Genomic DNA, 20,247 nt, shown 5'->3' with positions numbered 1-20,247 from the left:
CCGGCCCGGCGCGCCGATGACACATTTTGCGGCGATTGCGCCGCCCTTCATGAGCCATCTGCGGGCGTCCGAGGCGATCGCCTGGCAGCTGCAGCAACATGGCCACCGCGTGACCTTTATCCAGCAGGCCGATGTCGGCGCGCTGCTGGCCCTACCCGCGGCGGGCTTCGCCGCCATCGGTAGCGACACCCATCCGCCGGGCTCGCTGGCCGCGGTGGTGCGTCGTGCCGCCAGCCCCGGACCGTTTGGCATTCGCCGGGTGATCGCCGACATGGCGGCGAGCACCGAGCTGTTCTGCCGCGAGGCGCCTGCCGTGTTGCGGGCGCTGGAAGTGGATGCGGTGCTGGCCGACCAGATGGAGCCGGCCGGTGCCCTGCTGGCCGAGCACCTCGGGCTGCCATTCGTTTCCATCGCCTGTGCCCTGCCGTTCAACCGCGAGCCGCTGGTGCCGCTGCCGGTGATGCCCTGGCGCTACCGGGCCACGGACTGGGGCGAGCAGCTCAACCGGCACAGCAGCGGCGTCTACGATCGGCTGATGCGGCCGCACGGCGAAGTGATCGAGCGCTATTGCCGGGCGTTCGGCCTGGCCAGGCGCACAAGCCTGAGCGACTGCCTGTCGCCGCTGCTGCAGATCAGCCAGACGGTGGAAGGTTTCGACTTTCCGCGTCAGGCCCTGCCGGCGCACTTCCATGCCGTCGGCCCGTTGCGTCGACCTCTGCAGGCGGAGGGGGAGCTGGACCTGTCGATCGACCGCGCACGGCCCTTAGTCTTCGCCTCGCTAGGCACGCTGCAGGGCCACCGCTACGGCCTGTTGCGCAATATCGCCCGCGCCTGTCGGCGGCTCGATGTGCAGCTGTTGATTGCCCATTGCGGTGGGCTGGATGCCGCAGCGGCTGCCAGGCTCCGGCAGGAAGGCGCATGCTGGGTCACCGATTTCGCGCCGCAGCGGGCCGTGCTGGCGCAGGCGTCTGCCGCGGTGACTCATGCCGGGCTGAACACCGTGCTCGATGCCTTGGAGGCGGGTGTGCCGATGCTGGCGCTGCCGATCGCCTTCGACCAGCCCGGTGTCGCCGCGCGTATCGAGCACGCCGGCATCGGGCTGCGCCTGCTTCCGGCGCTGGCCAGCCCGGCGCGTATCGCCCATGCGCTGCGGCGGCTGCTCGACGAAGCTGCCTTCCGCCAGCGTGCCGCGGCGCTCGGTGAAGAGGTTCGCCAGGCCGGTGGCGCGGCCCGCGCCGCCGAGCTGATCGAAAGCGCGCTCTGCTGCGTTCGGCCTCGGTCGGAGGTGGCCGATGACGCCTGATGCAGACCTGATCCTGGTCGGCGGTGGCCTGGCCAACGGGTTGCTGGCCCTGCGCTTGCGCCAGCGGCGGCCGGAGCTGCGCGTGCTGCTCCTGGAGCAGGGCGAAACCCTCGGCGGCAACCACACCTGGTCGTTTTACCAGCACGACCTGACCCCGGCGCAGCAGGCCTGGCTGGCGCCGCTGGTGGAGCAGCGCTGGCCGGGTTACGAGGTGATCTTTCCCGCCCTGCGACGGCAGCTCGGCAGCGGCTACGCGAGCATTTTCTCGTCGCGCTTTCATCAGCACCTGATGGCTGAGCTCGGCGGGCAGATTCGCCTGGGCGTGGAGGTGTCCGCGGTCGAGCCGCAACGCGTTCAGCTGGTCGGTGGGCAGAGCCTGGAGGCCGGGGCGGTGATCGACGGGCGCGGCGTGCGGCGCAGCGCTCAGCTGGCGCTGGGCTTCCAGAAGTTTCTCGGCCAGGAGTTGCGCCTGCAGCAGCCCCATGGCCTGCAGGTGCCGATCATCATGGACGCCAGCGTCGCCCAGAAAGACGGCTATCGCTTCGTCTACGTGCTGCCGCTCAGCGTCGACAGCCTGTTGATCGAAGACACCTACTACGCCGACGGCGATGCGGTGGCGCCGGAGGCTCTGCGCGCCAATATCCAGCGCTACGCCGAGGGCCGCGGTTGGGCGATCCGCGAGGTGCTGCGCGAGGAGCAGGGCGTGCTGCCCATCGTGCTGTCCGGCGATATCGCGGCGTTCTGGGGGGAGGCGCGTGGCGTGCCGCAGAGCGGGCTGTCGGCTGCGTTGTTCCACCCCACCACGGGCTATTCGCTGCCCGATGCGGTGCGCCTGGCCGACCACCTGGTTGCCCTCGATCGCTGGGATGCAGGCAGCCTGTTCGCCGCGATTCGCGACTATTCCACGCTGCAGTGGCGCAGGCGCGGCTTCTTCCGCCTGCTCAATCGCATGCTGTTCATGGCCGGCCCGGCGGATCGCCGCTGGGCGGTGATGCAACGTTTCTACCGGCTGCGCGAACCGCTGATCCAGCGCTTCTACGCGGCCGAGCTGACTGCCTGGGACCGCTTGCGCATCGTCTCGGGCAAACCTCCCGTGCCGGTGGGCGAGGCGCTGCGGGCGCTGGCCGCCAGCAATCTGCACAAGGACAGACGATGAACCAGGCAACAGGCGGTGTGAGGCGGGCGGTGGTGATCGGTGCCGGTTTCGGCGGGCTGGCGTTGGCGATCCGCCTGCAGCGCGCCGGCGTCCAAACGACGCTGCTGGAGAAGCGCGACAAGCCGGGCGGCCGCGCCTACGTCTACCACGACCAGGGCTTCACCTTCGATGCCGGGCCGACGGTGATCACCGATCCGCCGGCACTGGAAGAACTCTTCAGCGGCGCCGGCAAGCGCATGGCCGACTATGTCGAGCTGCTGCCGGTCAGCCCCTTCTACCGGCTGTGCTGGGAGGACGGCTACAGCTTCGACTACGTCAACGACCAGGCCCAGCTGGACCGGCAGATTCATGCATTGAATCCCAAGGATGTCGCCGGCTATCAGCGCTTTCTCGCCTATTCGCGGGCGGTGTACGAGGAGGGCTACGTCAAGCTCGGCACCATGCCCTTCCTGTCGTTTCGCAGCATGATCGGCGTCGCCCCGCAGCTGGCCAAGCTGCAGGCCTGGCGCAACGTATACGACATAGTGGCCAAATTCGTGGAGAACGACCGGCTGCGCCAGGCGCTGTCCTTTCACTCGCTGCTGGTGGGCGGCAATCCGTTCGAGACCTCGTCCATCTACGCGCTGATCCATGCCCTGGAGCGCCAGGGTGGTGTCTGGTTTCCCCGCGGCGGCACCGGGGCGCTGGTGCGGGGGATGGTCCGGCTGTTCGAAGATCTGGGCGGCAGGCTGGAGCTGAACGCCGAGGTCGCGCGGATCGAGCTGGAGGCTGGACGCGCGAAGGCCGTGATCACCGGTGACGGTCGCCGTTTCGACACCGATGCGGTGGCCTCCAACGCGGATGTGGTCAACACCTACAAGCAGCTGCTCGGGCATGAGGAGCGTGGTCGCGACGAGGCCAAACGGCTCTCCGGCAAGCGTTTCTCGATGTCGCTGTTCGTCATCCATTTCGGCCTCAAGCGCCGTCATGAGCACCTGCAGCACCACACGGTGTGTTTCGGCCCGCGTTACCGCGAGCTGATCGACGAGATCTTCAAGCGCGAGACGCTGGCCGACGACTTTTCCCTCTACCTGCACGCGCCCTGCGTCACCGATCCCTCGCTGGCGCCGGAAGGCTGCGCCAGCCATTACGTGCTGGCGCCGGTGCCGCACCTGGGCACGGCAAATATCGACTGGGCGGAGGAGGGGCCGAAGTACCGCGACCGCATCTTCGAGTACCTGGAGCGGCACTACATGCCGGGGCTGCGAGGCGATCTGGTGACCCACCGAATCTTCACGCCGCAGGATTTCCGCGACGAGCTCAATGCCCATCTGGGCTCGGCGTTTTCGCTGGAGCCGATCCTCACGCAGAGCGCCTGGTTCCGCCCGCACAACCGCGACGACGTGATTCCCAACCTCTATATCGTTGGCGCCGGCACTCACCCGGGTGCCGGCGTGCCGGGCGTCGTCGGTTCGGCCAAGGCCACCGCCGGGCTGATGCTGGAGGACTTCATGCTGAAGGGGCAGGCCGGATGAACGATCAGGTCATCGATCACTCCACTCAGGCGATCAATGTCGGCTCCAAGAGCTTCGCCGCGGCGGCGAAGCTGTTCGACGAGCGCACCCGCCAGAGCGCGGTGATGCTCTACGCCTGGTGCCGTCATTGCGACGATGTGATTGACGGCCAGACGCTGGGGCATGGCCAGGTCGAGGGCGATCGCAACAGCGGTAAGGCGCGGCTGGCCGAGCTGGTCGATCTCACCGAGCGCGCCTACGCTGGCGAGCCGATGGCCGATCCGGCGTTCGCCGCCTTCCAGCAGGTGATCCAGCGTCATCGGATTCCCAAGGCCCATCCGCTGGAGCATCTGGCGGGTTTTCGCATGGATGTGCAGGGCTACCGCTACCAGACCCTCGACGACACCTTGCTGTACTGCTACCGCGTTGCCGGCGTGGTGGGCCTGATGATGGCGCGGGTGATGGGCGCCGAAGCGGAGCCGACGCTGGATCGCGCCTGTGACCTGGGTTTGGCCTTTCAGCTGACCAACATTGCGCGGGATATCGTCGAGGATGCACAGATCGGGCGCGTCTACCTGCCGGCCGAGTGGCTGGCGGAGGTGGGTATTCCGGAGGACGAGGTCGCGCTGCCTCAGCATCGTGCCGCGTTGGCGACGCTGGCGGCGCGACTGGTGGATCTGGCCGAGCCCTACTACCAGTCGGCGTCTCAGGGCTTGCGCGACCTGCCGCTACGCTCGGCCTGGTCGATCGCCACGGCTCATGGCGTCTACCGGCAGATCGGCGTCGAGGTGAAAGCGCGCGGCGTGGCGGCCTGGGATGCGCGGGTGTCGACCAGCAAAGGGCAGAAGCTGCAGTTCCTGCTGGGGGGCGGCGTGCTGGCGCTGGCCTCGCGGCGGATGCAGGTCAGGCCGCGTCCTGATGGTCTCTGGAGGCGTCCTCGCTAGCGCTAGCGCTCGCCTTGCGCAGCGGCCCGCCGTGCAGCTCGCGCAGCTGGCGCTTGAGCACCGGCAGCGGCGGCGCGTAGAGAAAGCCGAAGGATACGCAGCGCTCCTTGCCTTCGACCGCATGGTGCAGGCGGTGCGCCTGATACAGCCGCTTGAGATAACCGTTGCGCGGCACGTAGCGCAGCGGCCAGCGGTGATGGACCAGCCCGTCATGAGCGACGAAATAGAGAAAGCCGTAGGCCGTCATCCCGGCGCCGATCCATTCCAGCGGGTGATAACCGGCCGTGCCGAGGGCGATCAGCAGGATCGCCACGCCAGCGAACACCACCGCATAGAGGTCGTTCTTCTCGAACCAGCCGTTGCGCGGCTCGTGGTGCGACTTGTGCCAGCCCCAGCCCCAGCCGTGCATCACGTACTTGTGTGCCCACCAGGCGAAGACTTCCATGCCGGCCAGGGTGGCGAGGAAGACGAGCGTATTGGTCAGTGGGCTCATTGGCGGCGTTCCGTGTGACGTGCGGTCGATTCTACGCCCCGTCGCGGCGGCTCAGGGCTCGCTGCGACGGAATGCGTAATGACTCAGGCCCGCCAGCCGCCGGCAAGTTCACGAGTCAGCTGGGCGGCCGGGATCTCCCGGCAGCCGCTGACATTTTGCCCGGCCCACAGCGGCGTACAGTGATCCAGGCCCTGCTTCTCGGTCTGGGCGCGCAGCGCACCGATGGCGTTGCCGGCCAGCGGGAAGGGCGGCACGCCTTCGGGCAGCGGACCCAGCTCGCGCATGATGCGGTTGACGATGCCGCGCGCCGGGCGCCCGCTGAACAGGGTGGTCAGCGCGGTATGCACTGCCTGCGGGCTCTTCAGCGCGGCGCGATGCAGCGCATTGGTGCGGCTCTCCGCGCACAGCAGGTAGGCGGTGCCCAGTTGCACACCGGCGGCGCCCAGGGCCTGCGCTGCCGTCACGCCCTGGGCATCGGCGATGCCGCCGGCGGCGACCACCGGTACGTCCAGCGCGGCGACCAGTTGCGGCAGGAGGGCGAAGGTGCCGAGTTGGGTGGTCAGATCCTCGCTGAGGAAGATGCCGCGGTGGCCGCCGGCCTCCAGGCCCTGGGCGATCACCAGGTCGACGCCGTGCTGCTGCAACCAGAGGCCTTCGGCGACCGTTGTCGCGCTGGAGGCGATCTTCGCCCCGGTGGCGCGGGCGCGCTGCAACAGGTCGGGGCTAGGCAGGCCGAAGTGGAAGCTGACCAGTGCGGGCCTGTGCCGCTCCAGCACCGCGGCCATTGCTGCGTCGAACGGCTGGCGGGTGGCGCCGGCCGGAATGTTGGCCGGGTCGACGTCGAATTCGGCGAACAACGGTGCGAGCATCCGGTGCCAGGCGTCGAAGGCCGTCGGGTCGGCTGCTGGCGTCTGGTGACAGAAGAAATTGACGTTGTAGGGTCGGTCGGTCAGCGCCTCGATGGCGGTCAGCTCGGCGTCCAGCGCTGCCGCATCGAGCATGCCGGCCGGGATCGAACCCAGCCCGCCGGCCTCGCACACCGCCGCGGCCAGCAGGTGATTCTGCGCGCCGGCCATGGGCGCCTGGATGATCGGGTGCTCGATGCCGAAGAGATCGCGCAGGTCCATGAGGTCAGCTCCGTTCAGTCGTCGTGGGGCGCCACTGTAGCCCGTGTCGGTGGCCGGGGAAAACGACGCTGGTCATGCCGGACCTGCGCTGGGCAGGGCCGACGGGTAAACTGCGCCGCTCTTCAGGAGGATCAGATGAACTACCGCCACGCCTTCCATGCCGGCAACCACGCCGATGTGCTCAAACACCTGGTGTTGAGCCGGATCTTCGCCCTGCTGTCGCGCAAGGAGGCCCCGTTCGCCTACCTCGACAGCCACGCCGGCGTCGGCCTCTACGACCTGGCCGGCGACCAGGCCAGCCGTACCGGCGAGTGGCTGCAGGGCATCGCCCGCATCTGGCAGGCCGAAACCCGCCCGGCGCTGCTAGACGACTACCTCGGCGTGATCCGCTCGCTCAACCCGGACGGCGCGCTGCGCTACTACCCGGGCTCGCCGGAACTGGCGCGGCAGCTGACCCGCGAGCAGGATCGGCTGCAGCTCAACGAGAAGCACCCCGAGGATGGCGCCCTGCTCAAGGACAACATGTCCGGCGACCGCCGCGTGGCGGTGCACCGGGGCGAGGGCTGGCATGTACCGCGGGCGCTGATGCCGACCCGCGAGAAGCGCGTGGTGCTGCTGATCGACCCGCCATTCGAACAGGCCGACGAACTGAGCCGATGCGTCACGGCGCTCAAGGAAGCGCTCGGCCGCATGCGCCAGACCATCGGCGTGATCTGGTATCCGATCAAGGACGAGCGCCAGCTCAAACGCTTTTATCAGGACCTCGCCCGCAGCGGCGCCCCGAAACTGCTGCGTGCCGAACTGTTCGTCCACCCCGCCGACGATGCCGGCCGCCTGAGCGGTTCGGGCCTGGCCATCGTCAACCCGCCGTGGGGGCTGGAGGAGGAGCTGCGTGAGCTGTTGCCGTGGCTGGCCGAGCAGCTGGCGCAGAGCCAGGGCAGCTGGCGGCTGGACTGGCTGATCGAAGAGGCCTGAGCCGCCGAGATCGCCGCCTGGTGGACGTCCACACGGTGGATCGATAAAGCGCGATCCACCCTACGCAGACGCCTGGATTCGTAGGGTGGATGTCGCTTTTCACATCCACCGTCACGGCGCTGAAGTCGCACCGCTTGGCCGTCCTCAGAACAGCCTGAGCGGCTCTTCCTGCAGCGCCGACATCTGCTCGCGCAGGATCAGCACCTGGTCGCCCCAGTAGCGCTCGCTGCCGAACCAGGGAAAGCTCATGGGGAAGGCCGGGTCGTCCCAGCGTCGTGCCAGCCAGGCGCTGTAGTGCATCAGCCGCAGCGCGCGCAGGGCCTCGATCAGCGGCAGCTCGCGCGGGGCGAAATCGTGGAATTCGTTGTAGCCGTCCACCAGTTCGGCCAGCTGGGCGAGCCGCTCGTGTCGCTCGCCGGCGAGCATCATCCACAGATCCTGTACTGCCGGGCCCATGCGGCAGTCATCCAGGTCGACCAGATAGAAGGCGTCGTCGCGGGCGAGGATATTGCCCGGGTGACAATCGCCATGCAGGCGGATCGGGGTGAAGTTGGTGCTGGCGAAGACATCCTCGACCCGCTTGAGCAGGTCCCGCGCCACCGACTCATACGCTGGCAGCAGGCTCCGCGGCACGAAGTTGCCTTCCAGCAACGTGCTCAGCGAATCATGGCCGAAATTCTGCACGCCCAGGGTTTCGCGATGCTCGAACGGGCGGTTGGCGCCTACCGCATGCATGCGGCCCAGCAGCTGGCCTAGGCGATAGAGCTGGTCGAGATTGCCGGGCTCCGGTGCGCGGCCGCCGCGGCGCGGGAAGAGGGCGAAGCGAAAGCCGGCGTGCTCGAACAGCGTCGTGCCGTTGCGCTCCAGCGGTGCCACCACCGGCACCTCGTGCTCGACCAGTTCCAGACTGAACTGGTGCTCCTCGAGGATCGCCGCGTCGCTCCAGCGGCCCGGACGATAGAACTTGGCGATCAGCGGCGTTTCGTCTTCGATGCCCACCTGATAGACGCGGTTCTCGTAGCTGTTGAGCGCCAGCACGCGGGCATCGCTGAGGTAGCCGATGCTTTCCACGGCGTCGAGGACCAGGTCCGGCGTGAGTGTGTCGAAGGGATGGGACATGACCGGCTCCGCTGACTAGGTCGTCCAGTGTACGCCCTCCATCGGTCGGCGGCTTCATTCGCCGGGTTTCGGGGTGCGCGCCAGGCAATAGACATCGACCCGTTCGGCGCCGGCGCGCTTGAGCAGGCGCGCAAGGGCTTCGGCGGTGGCGCCGGTGGTCAGCACATCGTCGACCAGCGCCAGATGCCGGCCCTTGACGTCGGCACCGGCTGCGATGGCGAAGGCCTGACGCAGGTTGCGGCGGCGGGTGGCGGCGTCCAGCTGCTGCTGAGCCGGTGTGTCGAGTACACGTTCGAGCACGCGGGCGTCGGTGGCGATGCCCAGTGGGCGGCTCAGCCAGTCGGCGAGCATCTGCGCCTGGTTGAAACCGCGCTGGCGCAAGCGCCGACGGGCCAATGGCACCGGCAGCAGCAGGTCCGGCCGCGGCAGCCCATCGGCGAAGGCATGCTCAAGATGATGGGCCAGGCGTTCGCCGAGCAGCCGGCCATAGGGCCAGCGTGCCTGGTGCTTGAAGCGGGTGATCAGCGCATCCACTGGGAAGGCGAAGCGCCAGGGCACTTCGACGTGATCGTAGCTCGGCGGTCGCTTCAGGCATTCGCCACAGACCAGCCCGCGGCTGGGCAGCGGGACCGCACAGACCGTGCACCGAGCGTCGAGCCACGGCAGATCCGCCTCGCAGGGGCTGCACAGTGGCTGACCCTCGCAGCGCTCGTCGCAGAGCAGGCAGTGCTGTTCAATAATTGACCAGTTGTTAACCATGATTCCCTTCCTGGTTGACAGCGTATCGGGCTTGGCTAACCATTCAACATCCGTGTCAGGCCGCCGAGCCGCTATTAATTACAAGGAATGCCCATGAGCGCCACCTCCGCTTCCGTTACCCGCCACGACTGGTCCCTCGCCGAGGTCAAGGCGCTCTTCGAGCAACCCTTCAACGACCTGCTGTTCCAGGCGCAGACCGTGCATCGCCAGCACTTCGACGCCAACCGTGTTCAGGTTTCCACGTTGCTCTCGATCAAGACCGGTGCTTGCCCGGAAGACTGCAAGTACTGCCCGCAGTCCGGTCACTACAACACCGGTCTCGATAAAGAGAAACTGATGGAAGTGCAGAAGGTGCTGGAGGCCGCAGCCGAGGCCAAGGCCATTGGCTCGACCCGCTTCTGCATGGGCGCGGCCTGGAAGCACCCGTCAGCCAAGGACATGCCCTACGTGCTGAAGATGGTCGAGGGCGTCAAGGCCATGGGCCTGGAAACCTGCATGACCCTCGGCAAGCTCGATCAGGAGCAGACTAAGGCGCTGGCGGCGGCGGGGCTGGATTACTACAACCACAACCTGGATACCTCGCCGGAGTACTACGGCAACATCATCACCACTCGCACCTACGGCGAGCGTCTGGAAACGCTGAGCTACGTACGCGAGGCGGGGATGAAGATCTGCTCGGGCGGCATCCTCGGCATGGGTGAGTCGCTGGACGATCGCGCCGGCCTGCTGATCCAGCTGGCCAACCTGCCGGAGCACCCGGAGTCGGTGCCGATCAACATGCTGGTCAAGGTCAAGGGCACGCCGCTGGCCGAGGAACAGGACGTCGATCCGTTCGACTTCATCCGCATGCTCGCGGTGGCGCGGATCATGATGCCGAAATCCCATGTGCGTCTGTCGGCCGGGCGTGAACAGATGAACGAGCAGATGCAGGCCCTGGCCTTCTTCGCGGGTGCCAATTCGATCTTCTACGGCGAGAAGCTGCTGACCACCGCCAACCCGCAGGCGGACAAGGACATGCAGCTGTTCGCGCGTCTGGGCATCAAGCCGGAAGAACGTCAGGAGCACGCCGACGAGGTGCACCAGGCAGCCATCGAGCAGGCGCTGATCGAGCAGCGCGACAGCAAGCTGTTCTACAACGCCGCGGTCTGATCTTCTCGCCGGGGGGATGAGCGTCGCGTTCGTCCTCCCGGTGCCTGCTCTGGTTTCTTCGCAGTGACGGCCCGCTTGCGGTTGTTCACCGTCTCCGGTTCCTGCCATGACATTCGATCTCGCTTCCCGCCTCGCCGCCCGTCGTGCCGAGCACCTCTACCGCCGGCGTCCGCTGCTGCAGAGTCCGCAAGGGCCTGAGGTGACGGTCGACGGTGAACGCCTTCTGGCGTTCAGCTCCAACGACTACCTGGGCCTCGCCAACCATCCCGAGGTGATCGCGGCGCTGCAGCAGGGCGCCGCGACCTGGGGCGTGGGCGGCGGTGCCTCGCATCTGGTGATCGGTCACAGCACGCCGCATCACCAGTTGGAGGAGGCGCTCGCCGAGTTCACCGGCCGGCCGCGTGCGCTGTTGTTCTCCACCGGCTACATGGCCAATCTGGCGGCGGTGACCGCGTTGGTCGGGCAGGGCGACACGGTGCTGGAAGATCGCCTCAATCACGCCTCCCTGCTCGATGCCGGTCTGCTCAGTGGTGCGCGCTTCTCTCGCTATTTGCATAACGACGCGAGCAGCCTCGCCAAGCGACTGGAGAAGGCCAGCGGCAACACCCTGGTGGTCACCGATGGCGTGTTCAGCATGGACGGCGACCTCGCCGACCTGCCGGCGCTCTGCGCCGAGGCGAAGCGACATGGCGCCTGGGTGATGGTCGACGATGCCCACGGCTTCGGCCCGCTGGGCGCCACCGGCGGCGGCATCGCCGAGCATTTCGGTCTCGGGATCGACGAGGTGCCGGTGTTGGTCGGCACCCTCGGCAAGGCCTTCGGTACCGCGGGCGCCTTCGTCGCCGGCAGCGAGGAGCTGATCGAAACGCTGATCCAGTTCGCCCGTCCCTACATCTACACCACCAGCCAGCCGCCGGCGGTGGCCTGTGCCACACTGAAGAGCCTGGAGTTGCTGCGCAGCGAGGGCTGGCGCAGAGACCAGCTGAACCGACTGGTCGCGCGCTTTCGCGCCGGCGCGGCGCAGATCGGCCTGACGCTGATGGCCAGCCCGACGCCGATCCAGCCGGTGCTGGTAGGCAGCAGCGAGCGGGCGCTGCGGCTGTCGGCCTTGCTGCGCGAGCGCGGCATCCTGGTCGGCGCCATCCGCCCGCCGACCGTTCCGGCCGGTAGCGCACGACTGCGGATCACCCTCACCGCGAGCCACAGCGATGCGCAGATCGAGCGCCTGCTGGAGGCGCTGGCCGAGTGCTGGGCCCTGTTGCCCGAGGAGTGCGACGATGCGTGATCGACTGATTCTTCTACCCGGCTGGGCGTTCGGCCCGGCGGCGCTGGAACCCCTGGCCGAACTGCTGCGCGAGCGTGAACCGCGGTTGCAGGTCGAGATCGCGTTGCTGCCAACGCAACCGCAGTCCGGCGCCTGGCTTGACGAACTGGATGCGCGAGTGCCGCCTGACAGCTGGTTGGCCGGCTGGTCTCTGGGCGGCATGCTGGCCACGCAACTGGCCGCGCGTCGCGGCGACAGCTGCCCCGGCCTGATCACCATCTGCAGCAACCCCTGCTTTCGCAGTCGCGACGACTGGCCGACGGCCATGCAAGCGGAAGTGTTCGATGCCTTCGAGGAAGCCTTCCGCCTCGGCCCGGACGACACGCTCAAGCGCTTCAGTTTGCTCTGCAGTCGCGGCGCCTACGATCCACGCACCCTTGCCCGACAATTGCAGGTGAGCCTGCTGGATCAGCCGCAGGCGGTGTCGGCCGCGGGTCTGCGCCTGCTCGCCGAACTGGACGGGCGCGCGGCACTGCAGCGCTATGTCGGGCCGCAGCTGCACCTGTTCGCCGGCAGCGATGCGCTGGTACCGGCGGCCGCGGCCGAGGCGTTGCTGGCCTGCCTGCCGGATGTGGAGGTCGATGTGCTGGCCAATGCCAGCCATGGCCTGCCGCTGGAGCGCGCCGAAGACGTGGCGACGGCCATGCTGGCCTTCATGGGCGAGGGCGAGGATGACTGACAGCACCACCCTGTTGCCGGACAAGCGCCAGGTCGCCGCGTCCTTTTCCCGTGCTGCGGCCAGCTACGACAGCGTCGCTGCCCTGCAGCGGCAGGTCGGCAACCAGCTGCTGGCGCGGCTGCCCGCCGATCTGCAGGTCACCAGCTGGCTCGACCTGGGCAGCGGTACCGGCTATTTCTCTCGCGCACTGGCAGCAGCGTTTCCCCACGGCGACGGCATCGCGCTGGATATCGCCGAGGGCATGCTGCGTCATGCTTGGCCACAGGGTGGTGCGCGCCATTTCGTGGCCGGCGATGCCGAGCGCTTGCCGCTGCGCGATGCTGGCCTGGACCTGATCTTTTCCAGCCTGGCCCTGCAGTGGTGCGAGGATTTCGCCAGCGTGCTTGGCGAAGCACGCCGCGCGCTGCGCCCGGGCGGCACTTTCGCCTTCAGCAGCCTGTGCGTCGGAACCCTGCAGGAGCTGCGTGACAGCTGGCAGGTGGTGGATGGCTTCACCCACGTCAACCGCTTTCGCACCCTGGAAACCTACCAGCGGCTCTGCCAGGACAGCGGTCTGCGACTGCTCGGCCTCGACGTTCGTCCAGAGGTGCTGCATTTCCCCGATCTGCGCCAGCTGACCCACGAACTCAAGGCGCTCGGCGCGCACAACCTCAACCCCGGTCGACCGGGCGGGCTGACCGGTCGCGCACGCATCCGAGCGCTGGTCGACGCCTACGAGGGCTACCGCCAGGCCGAGGGGCTACCCGCCACCTATCAGGTCGTCTACGGGATTCTGCGTAAGGAACCATGATGAGTTGCGCCTTCTTCATCGCCGGCACCGATACCGACGTCGGCAAAACCACCATCGCCGCCGGCCTGCTGCATGCCGCGCGCTCACAGGGGTTGTCCACCGCGGCGATCAAGCCGATCGCCTCTGGCTGCGAGCTGACCGACGCCGGCTTGCGCAACAGCGATGCGCTGGCGCTGCAGGCCGAATGCAGCCCGGCGCTGGAATACGCGGCGGTCAACCCGTTCGCCTTCGCGCCGGCGATCGCGCCGCACATTGCCGCTCGTGAAGCCGGTGTCGAGCTGAGTGCCGAACGCCTGGTTCAGGTGATACGTCCGGTGTTGGCGCGGCAGGCCGATTTCACCCTGGTGGAAGGTGCGGGTGGCTGGCGCGTGCCGCTCAGCGCGCGGGAAAGTCTTTCGGCGGTTGCGCAGGCACTGGGTTTGCCGGTGATCCTGGTGGTTGGCGTGCGGCTGGGCTGCATCAATCACGCCGTGCTCAGTGCCGAGGCGATTGCCCGGGATGGGCTGGTACTGGCCGGCTGGGTGGCCAACATCGTTGACCCGGCAACCTCGCGTCTGGAGGAGAATCTGGCGACGCTGGCCGAGCTGCTGCCAGCACCGTGCCTCGGCCGTGTGCCACGCCTTGACCAGCCGAGCGCGCAGCAGGTCGCCCGCCATCTGTCGCTCGACGCCCTGCCATTGCCGAGCGGTCAAGGTTCCGCGAACTAGCGCCTTGCCGGCACAAGCGGCATCTGCTTGAATGATGGCTACCTGATAGCGCTCGGAGCGAGCCATGCAGATCACCAACAGCCTCATGGGCGCCGGACTGAGCGCCTTCCAGAACGGTCAGCAGCGCGTCGAGCAGGCCGCATCCAGCATCGCCTCCGCCAGTGCGCCCGCGCTGGGCAATTCCCAGGCGGTCGCCGATCTCACCGAAGAGCTGATCCAGCTGAAGCTCGGCGAGCACACTGCCAAACTCGGCACCCGCATGATCCAGAGCGCCGACGAAGTGCTCGGTACGCTGATCGACACTCAGGCCTGATCGAGCTTCCCGCTCCCCATTCTCTTGCTGCGAGCGCGCCGCTCTGCCAGGCGCCTGTTCGGCTGTTTCCACGCTCGTTGTCTGGCTCGCCATCGCTTACGCCACCCCGACAAGTGATTGCAACAATGCATTTCCAGTAGACCCATCTGCCTTGCCTGGCGTCGAGGCCGGTGCGACTGTGCCCGTAATCTGGCCGATTCAGCCGATCGATGGCGACCCTTCCCCTGCTTGACATCGCTCAGGTCGAAACGTATGTTTCAAACGCCTGTTTGACCCGTCGGGCGTATCGTCCGACGGTCGGAATCGAATTCGAATGGCCGGACTTGCCGGTCAGCTGCAACAAGAACTCACCGCTGAGGTTTACGCTATGCCCGATTACAAGGCCCCCTTGCGCGATATCCGCTTCGTACGTGACGAGCTGCTCGGCTACGAGGCGCACTATCAGAGCCTCCCGGGATGTGAAGACGCCACCCCGGACATGGTCAATGCCATTCTCGATGAAGGCGCGAAGTTCTGTGAGCAGGTGCTGGCACCGCTGAACCGCGTCGGCGATACCGAGGGCTGTACCTGGAGCGAGTCCGGCGTGAAGACGCCGACCGGCTTCAAGGAGGCCTATCAGCAGTTCGTCGAAGGCGGCTGGCCGAGCCTGGCCCACGACGTCGAGCACGGCGGCCAGGGCCTGCCGGAGTCTCTCGGCATGGCCATGAGTGAAATGATCGGTGAAGCCAACTGGTCCTGGGGCATGTACCCCGGCCTGTCCCACGGCGCCATGAACACCCTGCATGCCCACGGGACTCCCGAGCAGCAGCAGACCTACCTGACCAAGCTGGTATCCGGCCAGTGGACCGGCACCATGTGCCTGACCGAGCCGCACTGCGGTACCGACCTGGGCATGCTGCGCACCAAGGCCGAGCCGCAGGCCGACGGCAGCTACAAGGTCACCGGCACCAAGATCTTCATCTCCGCTGGCGAGCACGACATGGCCGAGAACATCGTCCACATCGTACTGGCCCGCCTGCCCGACGCCCCTGCCGGTACCAAGGGGATCTCCCTGTTCATCGTGCCGAAGTTCCTGCCGAACGCCGAAGGCGAGGCGGGCGAGCGCAACGGCGTGTCCTGCGGCTCCATCGAGCACAAGATGGGTATCCACGGCAACGCCACCTGCGTGATGAACTTCGACGGCGCCACTGGCTTCCTGATCGGCCCGCCGAACAAGGGGCTGAACTGCATGTTCACCTTCATGAACACCGCGCGCCTGGGTACCGCGCTGCAGGGCCTGGCCCACGCCGAAGTGGCCTTCCAGGGCGGCATCAAGTACGCCCGTGAGCGTCTGCAGATGCGTTCGCTGACCGGCCCCAAGGCTCCGGAAAAGGCCGCCGACCCGATCATCGTGCATCCGGACGTGCGCCGCATGCTGCTGACCATGAAGGCCTTCGCCGAAGGCAACCGCGCCATGCTCTACTTCGCCGCCAAGCAGGTCGACGTGATGCAGCGCAGCCAGGACGAGGAGCAGCGCAAGGCGGCTGACGCCATGCTGGCCTTCCTCACCCCGATCGCCAAGGCGTTCATGACCGAAGTCGGCTTCGAAGCGGCCAACCACGGCGTGCAGATCTACGGTGGCCACGGCTTCATCGCCGAGTGGGGCATGGAGCAGAACGTGCGCGATAGCCGCATCTCCTGCCTGTATGAAGGCACCACCGGCATCCAGGCGCTCGACCTGCTCGGCCGCAAGGTGCTGATGACTCAGGGCGAGGCGCTCAAGGGCTTCACCAAGATCGTGCACAAGTTCTGCCAGGCCAATGAAGGCAACGATACCGTCAAGGAATTCGTCGAGCCGCTGGCCAAGCTGAACAAGGAATGGGGCGAGCTGACCATGAAGGTCGGTATGGCCGCCATGAAGAACCGCGAGGAAGTCGGTGCCGCATCGGTCGACTATCTGATGTACTCCGGCTATGCATGCCTGGCCTACTTCTGGGCCGACATGGCGCGCGTAGCAGCTGAGAAGCTGGCGGCCGGTACCGAGGAAGAGGGCTTCTACAAGGCCAAGCTGCAGACTGCCCGCTTCTACTTCGCACGCATCCTGCCACGTACCCGTACCCATGTGGACGCCATGCTGTCCGGCGCCGACAACCTGATGGAGATGGCCGAGGAAGATTTCGCCCTCGGCTACTGATCGGTTGCTGCTGAAGAAGGCCGCTGCATCTGCAGCGGCTTTTTTTTTGCGCCGATTTCGGCCGGTCTGCAAGACAACTGTGCTTTTCGACCTTTTGGCTGCACATCCGTAACCGTTAAGGCAAAATGCCAGCTTTTCTCGCTGCGCCGGTATTCTCGTGTCGCGCCCCTATTCGCCTCGCTTCAGCCACTTCCTTGCACCGCTGGCATTGTTGCTTGGCGGCGAGGCGATCGCACGCCAGGTCGTGCTGAATGAGTTCTTCACTTCGCTGTACAACGTGCTGCCGACGGTACTGTTGCTGCTCGGTGGGGCGCTGTGCGCGATGTACGGCCGCATTCGCGAGCTGTTCCTGCTGCTGTGCGTCTATATCGTCTATTTCCTGCTCGACACTCACGCCGACTATTACCGGGCCCATGGCAGATTGCTGGACGACGCGGCACTGACGTTCCATCTGTGCAGTCTGTTGCTACCGCTTTTATATGGCTTATATGGCCTGTGGCGAGAGCGCAGCCACCTGGCACAGGATGGTCTGGCCCGGGCGGCGGTGCTGTTTGCCCTGGGCGTCGTTGCGGTCGCGTTGGCGAAGCGATTTCCGGAGGCGCTGCACGCCTGGCTGGTGGTGATCCGCTGGCCATCGCTGCAGGCCGATTGGCTGCCGCTCATCCAGCTGGCCTATCCCGCTTTCATCGTTGCGCTGGCGTTGCTGGTGGTGCAGTACCTGCGGCAGCCCAAGCCTTCACATGCGGCGCAGATCGTCGCGCTGATCGCCTTGCTGCTGATGCTGCCTCAGACGTTCAGTCGCATCGCCGCACTGAACATCCTCAGCAGCCACGTGTTGCTCATGCTGGTCGTGGCCATCGCTCACGAAGCCTATCTCATGGCCTTTCGCGACGAGCTGACCGGTCTGCCGGGGCGGCGTGCGCTGAACGAGCGACTGCAGCGCCTCGGCCGGCAGTACGTGCTGGCCATGGCGGACGTGGATCATTTCAAGAGTTTCAACGATACCCATGGCCATGATGTCGGCGACCAGGTGCTGAAAATGGTGGCCAGCCGCCTACGCAAGGTCGGTGGTGGCGGGCGCGCCTATCGCTACGGTGGCGAGGAGTTCACTCTGGTGTTTCCGGGGCGTAGCGTCGAGCAGTGTCTGCCGCACCTGGAGGCTGTCCGCCAAGCGATTGAGGGGTACGCCCTGCAACTGCGTGACGCCAGCAAGCGACCCAAGGATGACCGCCAGGGACGTATGGCGCGTGGTCATTCATCGACAGCGCAGGTGTCGGTGACCATCAGTATCGGGGTGGCCGAGCGGCAGGGCGACCAACGCAGCCCGGAGGAAGTCATCAAGGCGGCCGATCAGGCGCTGTATGGCGCCAAGAAGGCCGGACGCAATTGCGTTCGGGTGCATGGCAGCGGGCGCGGCGCAGTGCGTATGGCCGGCCATTCGCGTTAGGGCTGTAGCGGTTCGCTTATGACCGAATAAAACTATCTGGTCATAAAAAGACGCTTAATCCTGTCCTGGTTGTTCGGTTAGACTCGTTGGAAACGGCCCATAGTGGCTGCAACCCAGTGTCTTGCGAGGAACCTTGCCATGGCTGACTACCAAGCCCCGCTGCGCGACATGCGTTTTGTCCTGAATGAAGTCTTCGATGCGCCGAAGCTCTGGCAGACGCTGCCAGCCCTGGCCGAGGTGGTCGATGCGGAAACCGCCGACGCCATCCTCGAAGAGGCCGGCAAGATCACCGCCAACAGCATCGCCCCGCTCAATCGCAGTGGTGACGAAGAGGGTTGCCGCTGGGACGCTGGTGCAGTGTCGACGCCGGCCGGCTACCGCGACGCCTATCAGCTGTATGCCGAAGGCGGCTGGGTGGGTGTTGGTGGTGATCCGGCATTCGGCGGTATGGGCATGCCCAAGGTCATCTCGGCTCAAGTCGAAGAGATGATGAACTCCGCCAGCCTGGCCTTTGGCCTCTATCCGATGCTGACGTCCGGCGCCTGCCTGTCGATCTACGCCCACGCCAGCGAAGAGCTCAAGCAGAAGTATTTGCCGAACATGTACGCCGGCGTCTGGTCCGGCTCCATGTGCCTGACCGAACCGCATGCCGGTACCGATCTGGGCATCATCCGCACCAAGGCCGAGCCGCAGGCCGATGGCTCCTACAAGGTCAGCGGAACCAAGATCTTCATCACGGGCGGCGAGCACGACCTGACCGACAACATCATCCATCTGGTACTGGCCAAGCTGCCGGATGCACCGGCCGGTTCGCGCGGCATCTCCCTTTTCCTCGTGCCGAAGGTTCTGGTCAACGACGACGGCTCGCTGGGCGAGCGCAACTCGTTGTCCTGTGGATCGATCGAACACAAGATGGGTATCCAGGCGTCCGCGACGTGCGTGATGAACTTCGACGGCGCCACTGGCTGGATGGTCGGTGAAGCCAACAAGGGCCTGGCGGCGATGTTCACCATGATGAACTACGAGCGCCTCGGCGTCGGCATTCAGGGGCTGGCCACTGGCGAGCGTTCCTACCAGAGCGCCATCGAGTACGCTCGCGAGCGCATCCAGAGCCGTGCCCCGACCGGCCCGATTGCGCAGGACAAGGCTGCCGACCCGATCATCGTGCACCCCGATGTGCGGCGCATGCTGCTGACCATGAAGGCGCTGAACGAAGGCGGGCGAGCCTTCTCCAGCTACGTCGCGTTGCAGCTCGACATCGCCAAGTTCAGCGACGACGAAGCGGCTCGGCAGCGGGCCGAGGCGCAGGTTGCGCTGCTGACGCCGGTGGCCAAGGCCTTCCTCACTGACATGGGACTGGAAACCACCGTGCATGGCCAGCAGGTCTTCGGCGGCCACGGCTTCATTCGCGAATGGGGGCAGGAACAGCTGGTGCGCGATTGCCGTATCACCCAGATCTACGAAGGCACCAACGGCATCCAGGCGCTGGATCTAGTGGGACGCAAGATCGTCGGCAGCGGCGGAACCATGTACCAGGCGTTCGTTGACGAGATCCGCGCGTTCGTCGCCAGTACAGGTAAGGATCTGAACGAGTTCACCGAGCCGCTCAAGGCTGCGCTGGACAACCTCGACGAGCTCACCGCCTGGGTGATCGATCAGGCCAAGGCCAATCCGAACGAGATCGGCGCCGCTTCGGTCGAGTATCTGCACGTGTTCGGCTACACCGCGTACGCCTACATGTGGGCGCGGATGGCGGCGGTTGCGCTGGCCAAGCAGGGCGAGGGCGATTTCTATCAGAGCAAGCTGGGCACGGCGCGCTTCTACTTCGCCCGGCTGTTGCCACGCATCCACTCGCTGACTGCGTCGGTGAAGGCAGGAAGCGATTCGCTGTACCTGCTCGAAGCGGCACAGTTCTGAGTGGAGAGGCTTAATCTAAGGGCAATTTGAAATTATTTGGCCATGATGTGGAACGATTAAGCCGCCCCTTCTGTCATAAAACTCGCGCCATGTAAGCCTGGACTTACAGGATTGCGTCAAGGATGACGCGATGTAGGAAAAGGCTTACAGGGCGTGATGCAAAATGGCTACTACTGGCTCACAAGGCCTGGCGGTACTCTACTGCATAGGGACGTTGCGCAAGGAAAGCGCGGATCAACAACACGGACCAACAAGGAGCGGTGCCAGGACGGCACGCGATCATGGATGTCAGGATTCAGTCTGCAGAGCCCCGCTTCGGCGGGGTTTTTCTTTTCCGCGCCGCCGTGGCTTAGCCATGGTGCTATGGGCAAAGCGCGCG

At 66.2% G+C, this 20,247-nt stretch carries 18 protein-coding genes; 14 read left to right on the top strand and 4 right to left on the bottom strand.

Translation table 11 applies throughout. From position 1 onward, the window contains the following. Window positions 1-16 precede the first annotated feature (16 nt). Genes OUY36_RS19875 through OUY36_RS19860 form a run of 4 tightly spaced genes read left to right on the top strand, consistent with a single transcriptional unit; the run spans window position 17 to window position 4,896 of the window. The gene (locus OUY36_RS19875; protein ID WP_267935692.1) at window positions 17-1,303 is read left to right on the top strand and encodes a glycosyltransferase; all 1,287 of its coding nucleotides are present in this window, start codon (window positions 17-19) and stop codon (window positions 1,301-1,303) included. Beyond that, complete coding sequence (gene crtY, locus OUY36_RS19870; protein WP_110778920.1) at window positions 1,293-2,459, top strand: lycopene beta-cyclase CrtY; 1,167 nt, start codon at window positions 1,293-1,295, stop codon at window positions 2,457-2,459. The genes OUY36_RS19875 and crtY overlap by 11 nt, the downstream gene beginning before the upstream one ends. Next, window positions 2,456-3,973 (top strand): phytoene desaturase, encoded by a 1,518-nt coding sequence (locus OUY36_RS19865; protein WP_152481877.1) that lies wholly within the window; start codon window positions 2,456-2,458, stop codon window positions 3,971-3,973. Before crtY ends, OUY36_RS19865 begins: the two co-directional genes overlap by 4 nt. Then, window positions 3,970-4,896, top strand: coding sequence for a phytoene/squalene synthase family protein (locus tag OUY36_RS19860; protein ID WP_152481876.1), 927 nt, complete (start codon window positions 3,970-3,972; stop codon window positions 4,894-4,896). The genes OUY36_RS19865 and OUY36_RS19860 overlap by 4 nt, the downstream gene beginning before the upstream one ends. Here OUY36_RS19860 and OUY36_RS19855 read toward each other — a convergent pair. Together OUY36_RS19855 and OUY36_RS19850 are read right to left on the bottom strand one after the other, a co-directional pair. Next, the gene (locus tag OUY36_RS19855; protein ID WP_152481875.1) at window positions 4,856-5,389 is read right to left on the bottom strand and encodes a sterol desaturase family protein; all 534 of its coding nucleotides are present in this window, start codon (window positions 5,387-5,389) and stop codon (window positions 4,856-4,858) included. The genes OUY36_RS19860 and OUY36_RS19855 overlap by 41 nt on opposite strands. An 83-nt stretch (window positions 5,390-5,472) precedes the next feature. Next, the gene (locus OUY36_RS19850) at window positions 5,473-6,516 is read right to left on the bottom strand and encodes an NAD(P)H-dependent flavin oxidoreductase (protein ID WP_152481874.1); all 1,044 of its coding nucleotides are present in this window, start codon (window positions 6,514-6,516) and stop codon (window positions 5,473-5,475) included. Window positions 6,517-6,651: 135 nt separating this feature from the next. Here OUY36_RS19850 and OUY36_RS19845 point away from each other — a divergent pair, with 135 nt between their 5' ends. Next, entirely contained in the window at window positions 6,652-7,491 is an 840-nt protein-coding gene (locus OUY36_RS19845; RefSeq protein ID WP_152481873.1) for a 23S rRNA (adenine(2030)-N(6))-methyltransferase RlmJ, read from the top strand. Between the two features lie 144 nt (window positions 7,492-7,635). On the opposite strand, the gene OUY36_RS19840 is transcribed toward OUY36_RS19845, so the two are convergent. Then, entirely contained in the window at window positions 7,636-8,610 is a 975-nt protein-coding gene (locus tag OUY36_RS19840) for a serine/threonine protein kinase (protein WP_267935687.1), read from the bottom strand. A 54-nt stretch (window positions 8,611-8,664) separates the two neighbouring features. Next, the gene (locus OUY36_RS19835) at window positions 8,665-9,369 is read right to left on the bottom strand and encodes a ComF family protein (protein WP_063540779.1); all 705 of its coding nucleotides are present in this window, start codon (window positions 9,367-9,369) and stop codon (window positions 8,665-8,667) included. Window positions 9,370-9,462: 93 nt separating this feature from the next. Here OUY36_RS19835 and bioB point away from each other — a divergent pair, with 93 nt between their 5' ends. The 9 genes from bioB to OUY36_RS19790 all read left to right on the top strand — a co-directional run bounded on the left by bioB (window position 9,463) and on the right by OUY36_RS19790 (window position 19,868). Further along, window positions 9,463-10,518 carry a biotin synthase BioB gene (bioB, locus tag OUY36_RS19830; RefSeq protein ID WP_063540780.1) on the top strand — a complete coding sequence of 352 codons (1,056 nt, stop codon included), beginning with the start codon at window positions 9,463-9,465 and terminating at the stop codon, window positions 10,516-10,518. 106 nt (window positions 10,519-10,624) lie between these two features. After that, on the top strand, window positions 10,625-11,803 hold the full coding sequence (gene bioF / locus OUY36_RS19825) for an 8-amino-7-oxononanoate synthase (protein ID WP_267935685.1): 1,179 nt from the start codon (window positions 10,625-10,627) through the stop codon (window positions 11,801-11,803). Continuing rightward, on the top strand, window positions 11,796-12,521 hold the full coding sequence (locus OUY36_RS19820) for an alpha/beta fold hydrolase (RefSeq protein WP_013984239.1): 726 nt from the start codon (window positions 11,796-11,798) through the stop codon (window positions 12,519-12,521). The genes bioF and OUY36_RS19820 overlap by 8 nt, the downstream gene beginning before the upstream one ends. Next, entirely contained in the window at window positions 12,514-13,311 is a 798-nt protein-coding gene (gene bioC / locus OUY36_RS19815) for a malonyl-ACP O-methyltransferase BioC (RefSeq protein WP_267935682.1), read from the top strand. Before OUY36_RS19820 ends, bioC begins: the two co-directional genes overlap by 8 nt. Then, window positions 13,311-14,018 (top strand): dethiobiotin synthase, encoded by a 708-nt coding sequence (gene bioD / locus OUY36_RS19810; RefSeq protein WP_267935680.1) that lies wholly within the window; start codon window positions 13,311-13,313, stop codon window positions 14,016-14,018. Before bioC ends, bioD begins: the two co-directional genes overlap by 1 nt. Window positions 14,019-14,082: 64 nt before the next feature. Continuing rightward, the gene (locus tag OUY36_RS19805) at window positions 14,083-14,331 is read left to right on the top strand and encodes a hypothetical protein (RefSeq protein WP_011914869.1); all 249 of its coding nucleotides are present in this window, start codon (window positions 14,083-14,085) and stop codon (window positions 14,329-14,331) included. A gap of 367 nt (window positions 14,332-14,698) precedes the next feature. Beyond that, window positions 14,699-16,504: a phenylacyl-CoA dehydrogenase gene (locus OUY36_RS19800; RefSeq protein WP_020305770.1), complete on the top strand. Its 1,806-nt coding sequence runs from the start codon at window positions 14,699-14,701 to the stop codon at window positions 16,502-16,504. A 157-nt stretch (window positions 16,505-16,661) separates the two neighbouring features. Continuing rightward, window positions 16,662-17,951, top strand: coding sequence for a GGDEF domain-containing protein (locus OUY36_RS19795; protein WP_267935678.1), 1,290 nt, complete (start codon window positions 16,662-16,664; stop codon window positions 17,949-17,951). A 138-nt stretch (window positions 17,952-18,089) separates the two neighbouring features. Continuing rightward, window positions 18,090-19,868 (top strand): acyl-CoA dehydrogenase C-terminal domain-containing protein, encoded by a 1,779-nt coding sequence (locus OUY36_RS19790; protein ID WP_267935676.1) that lies wholly within the window; start codon window positions 18,090-18,092, stop codon window positions 19,866-19,868. The last annotated feature ends 379 nt before the right edge of the window (window positions 19,869-20,247 follow it).

Source organism: Stutzerimonas sp. R40042, from assembly GCF_026642215.1.
Taxonomy (GTDB): Bacteria; Pseudomonadota; Gammaproteobacteria; order Pseudomonadales; family Pseudomonadaceae; genus Stutzerimonas; species Stutzerimonas frequens.
The sequence above is the reverse complement of the archived record's forward strand: the minus strand, read 5'-3'. Positions and strand labels throughout refer to the sequence as shown.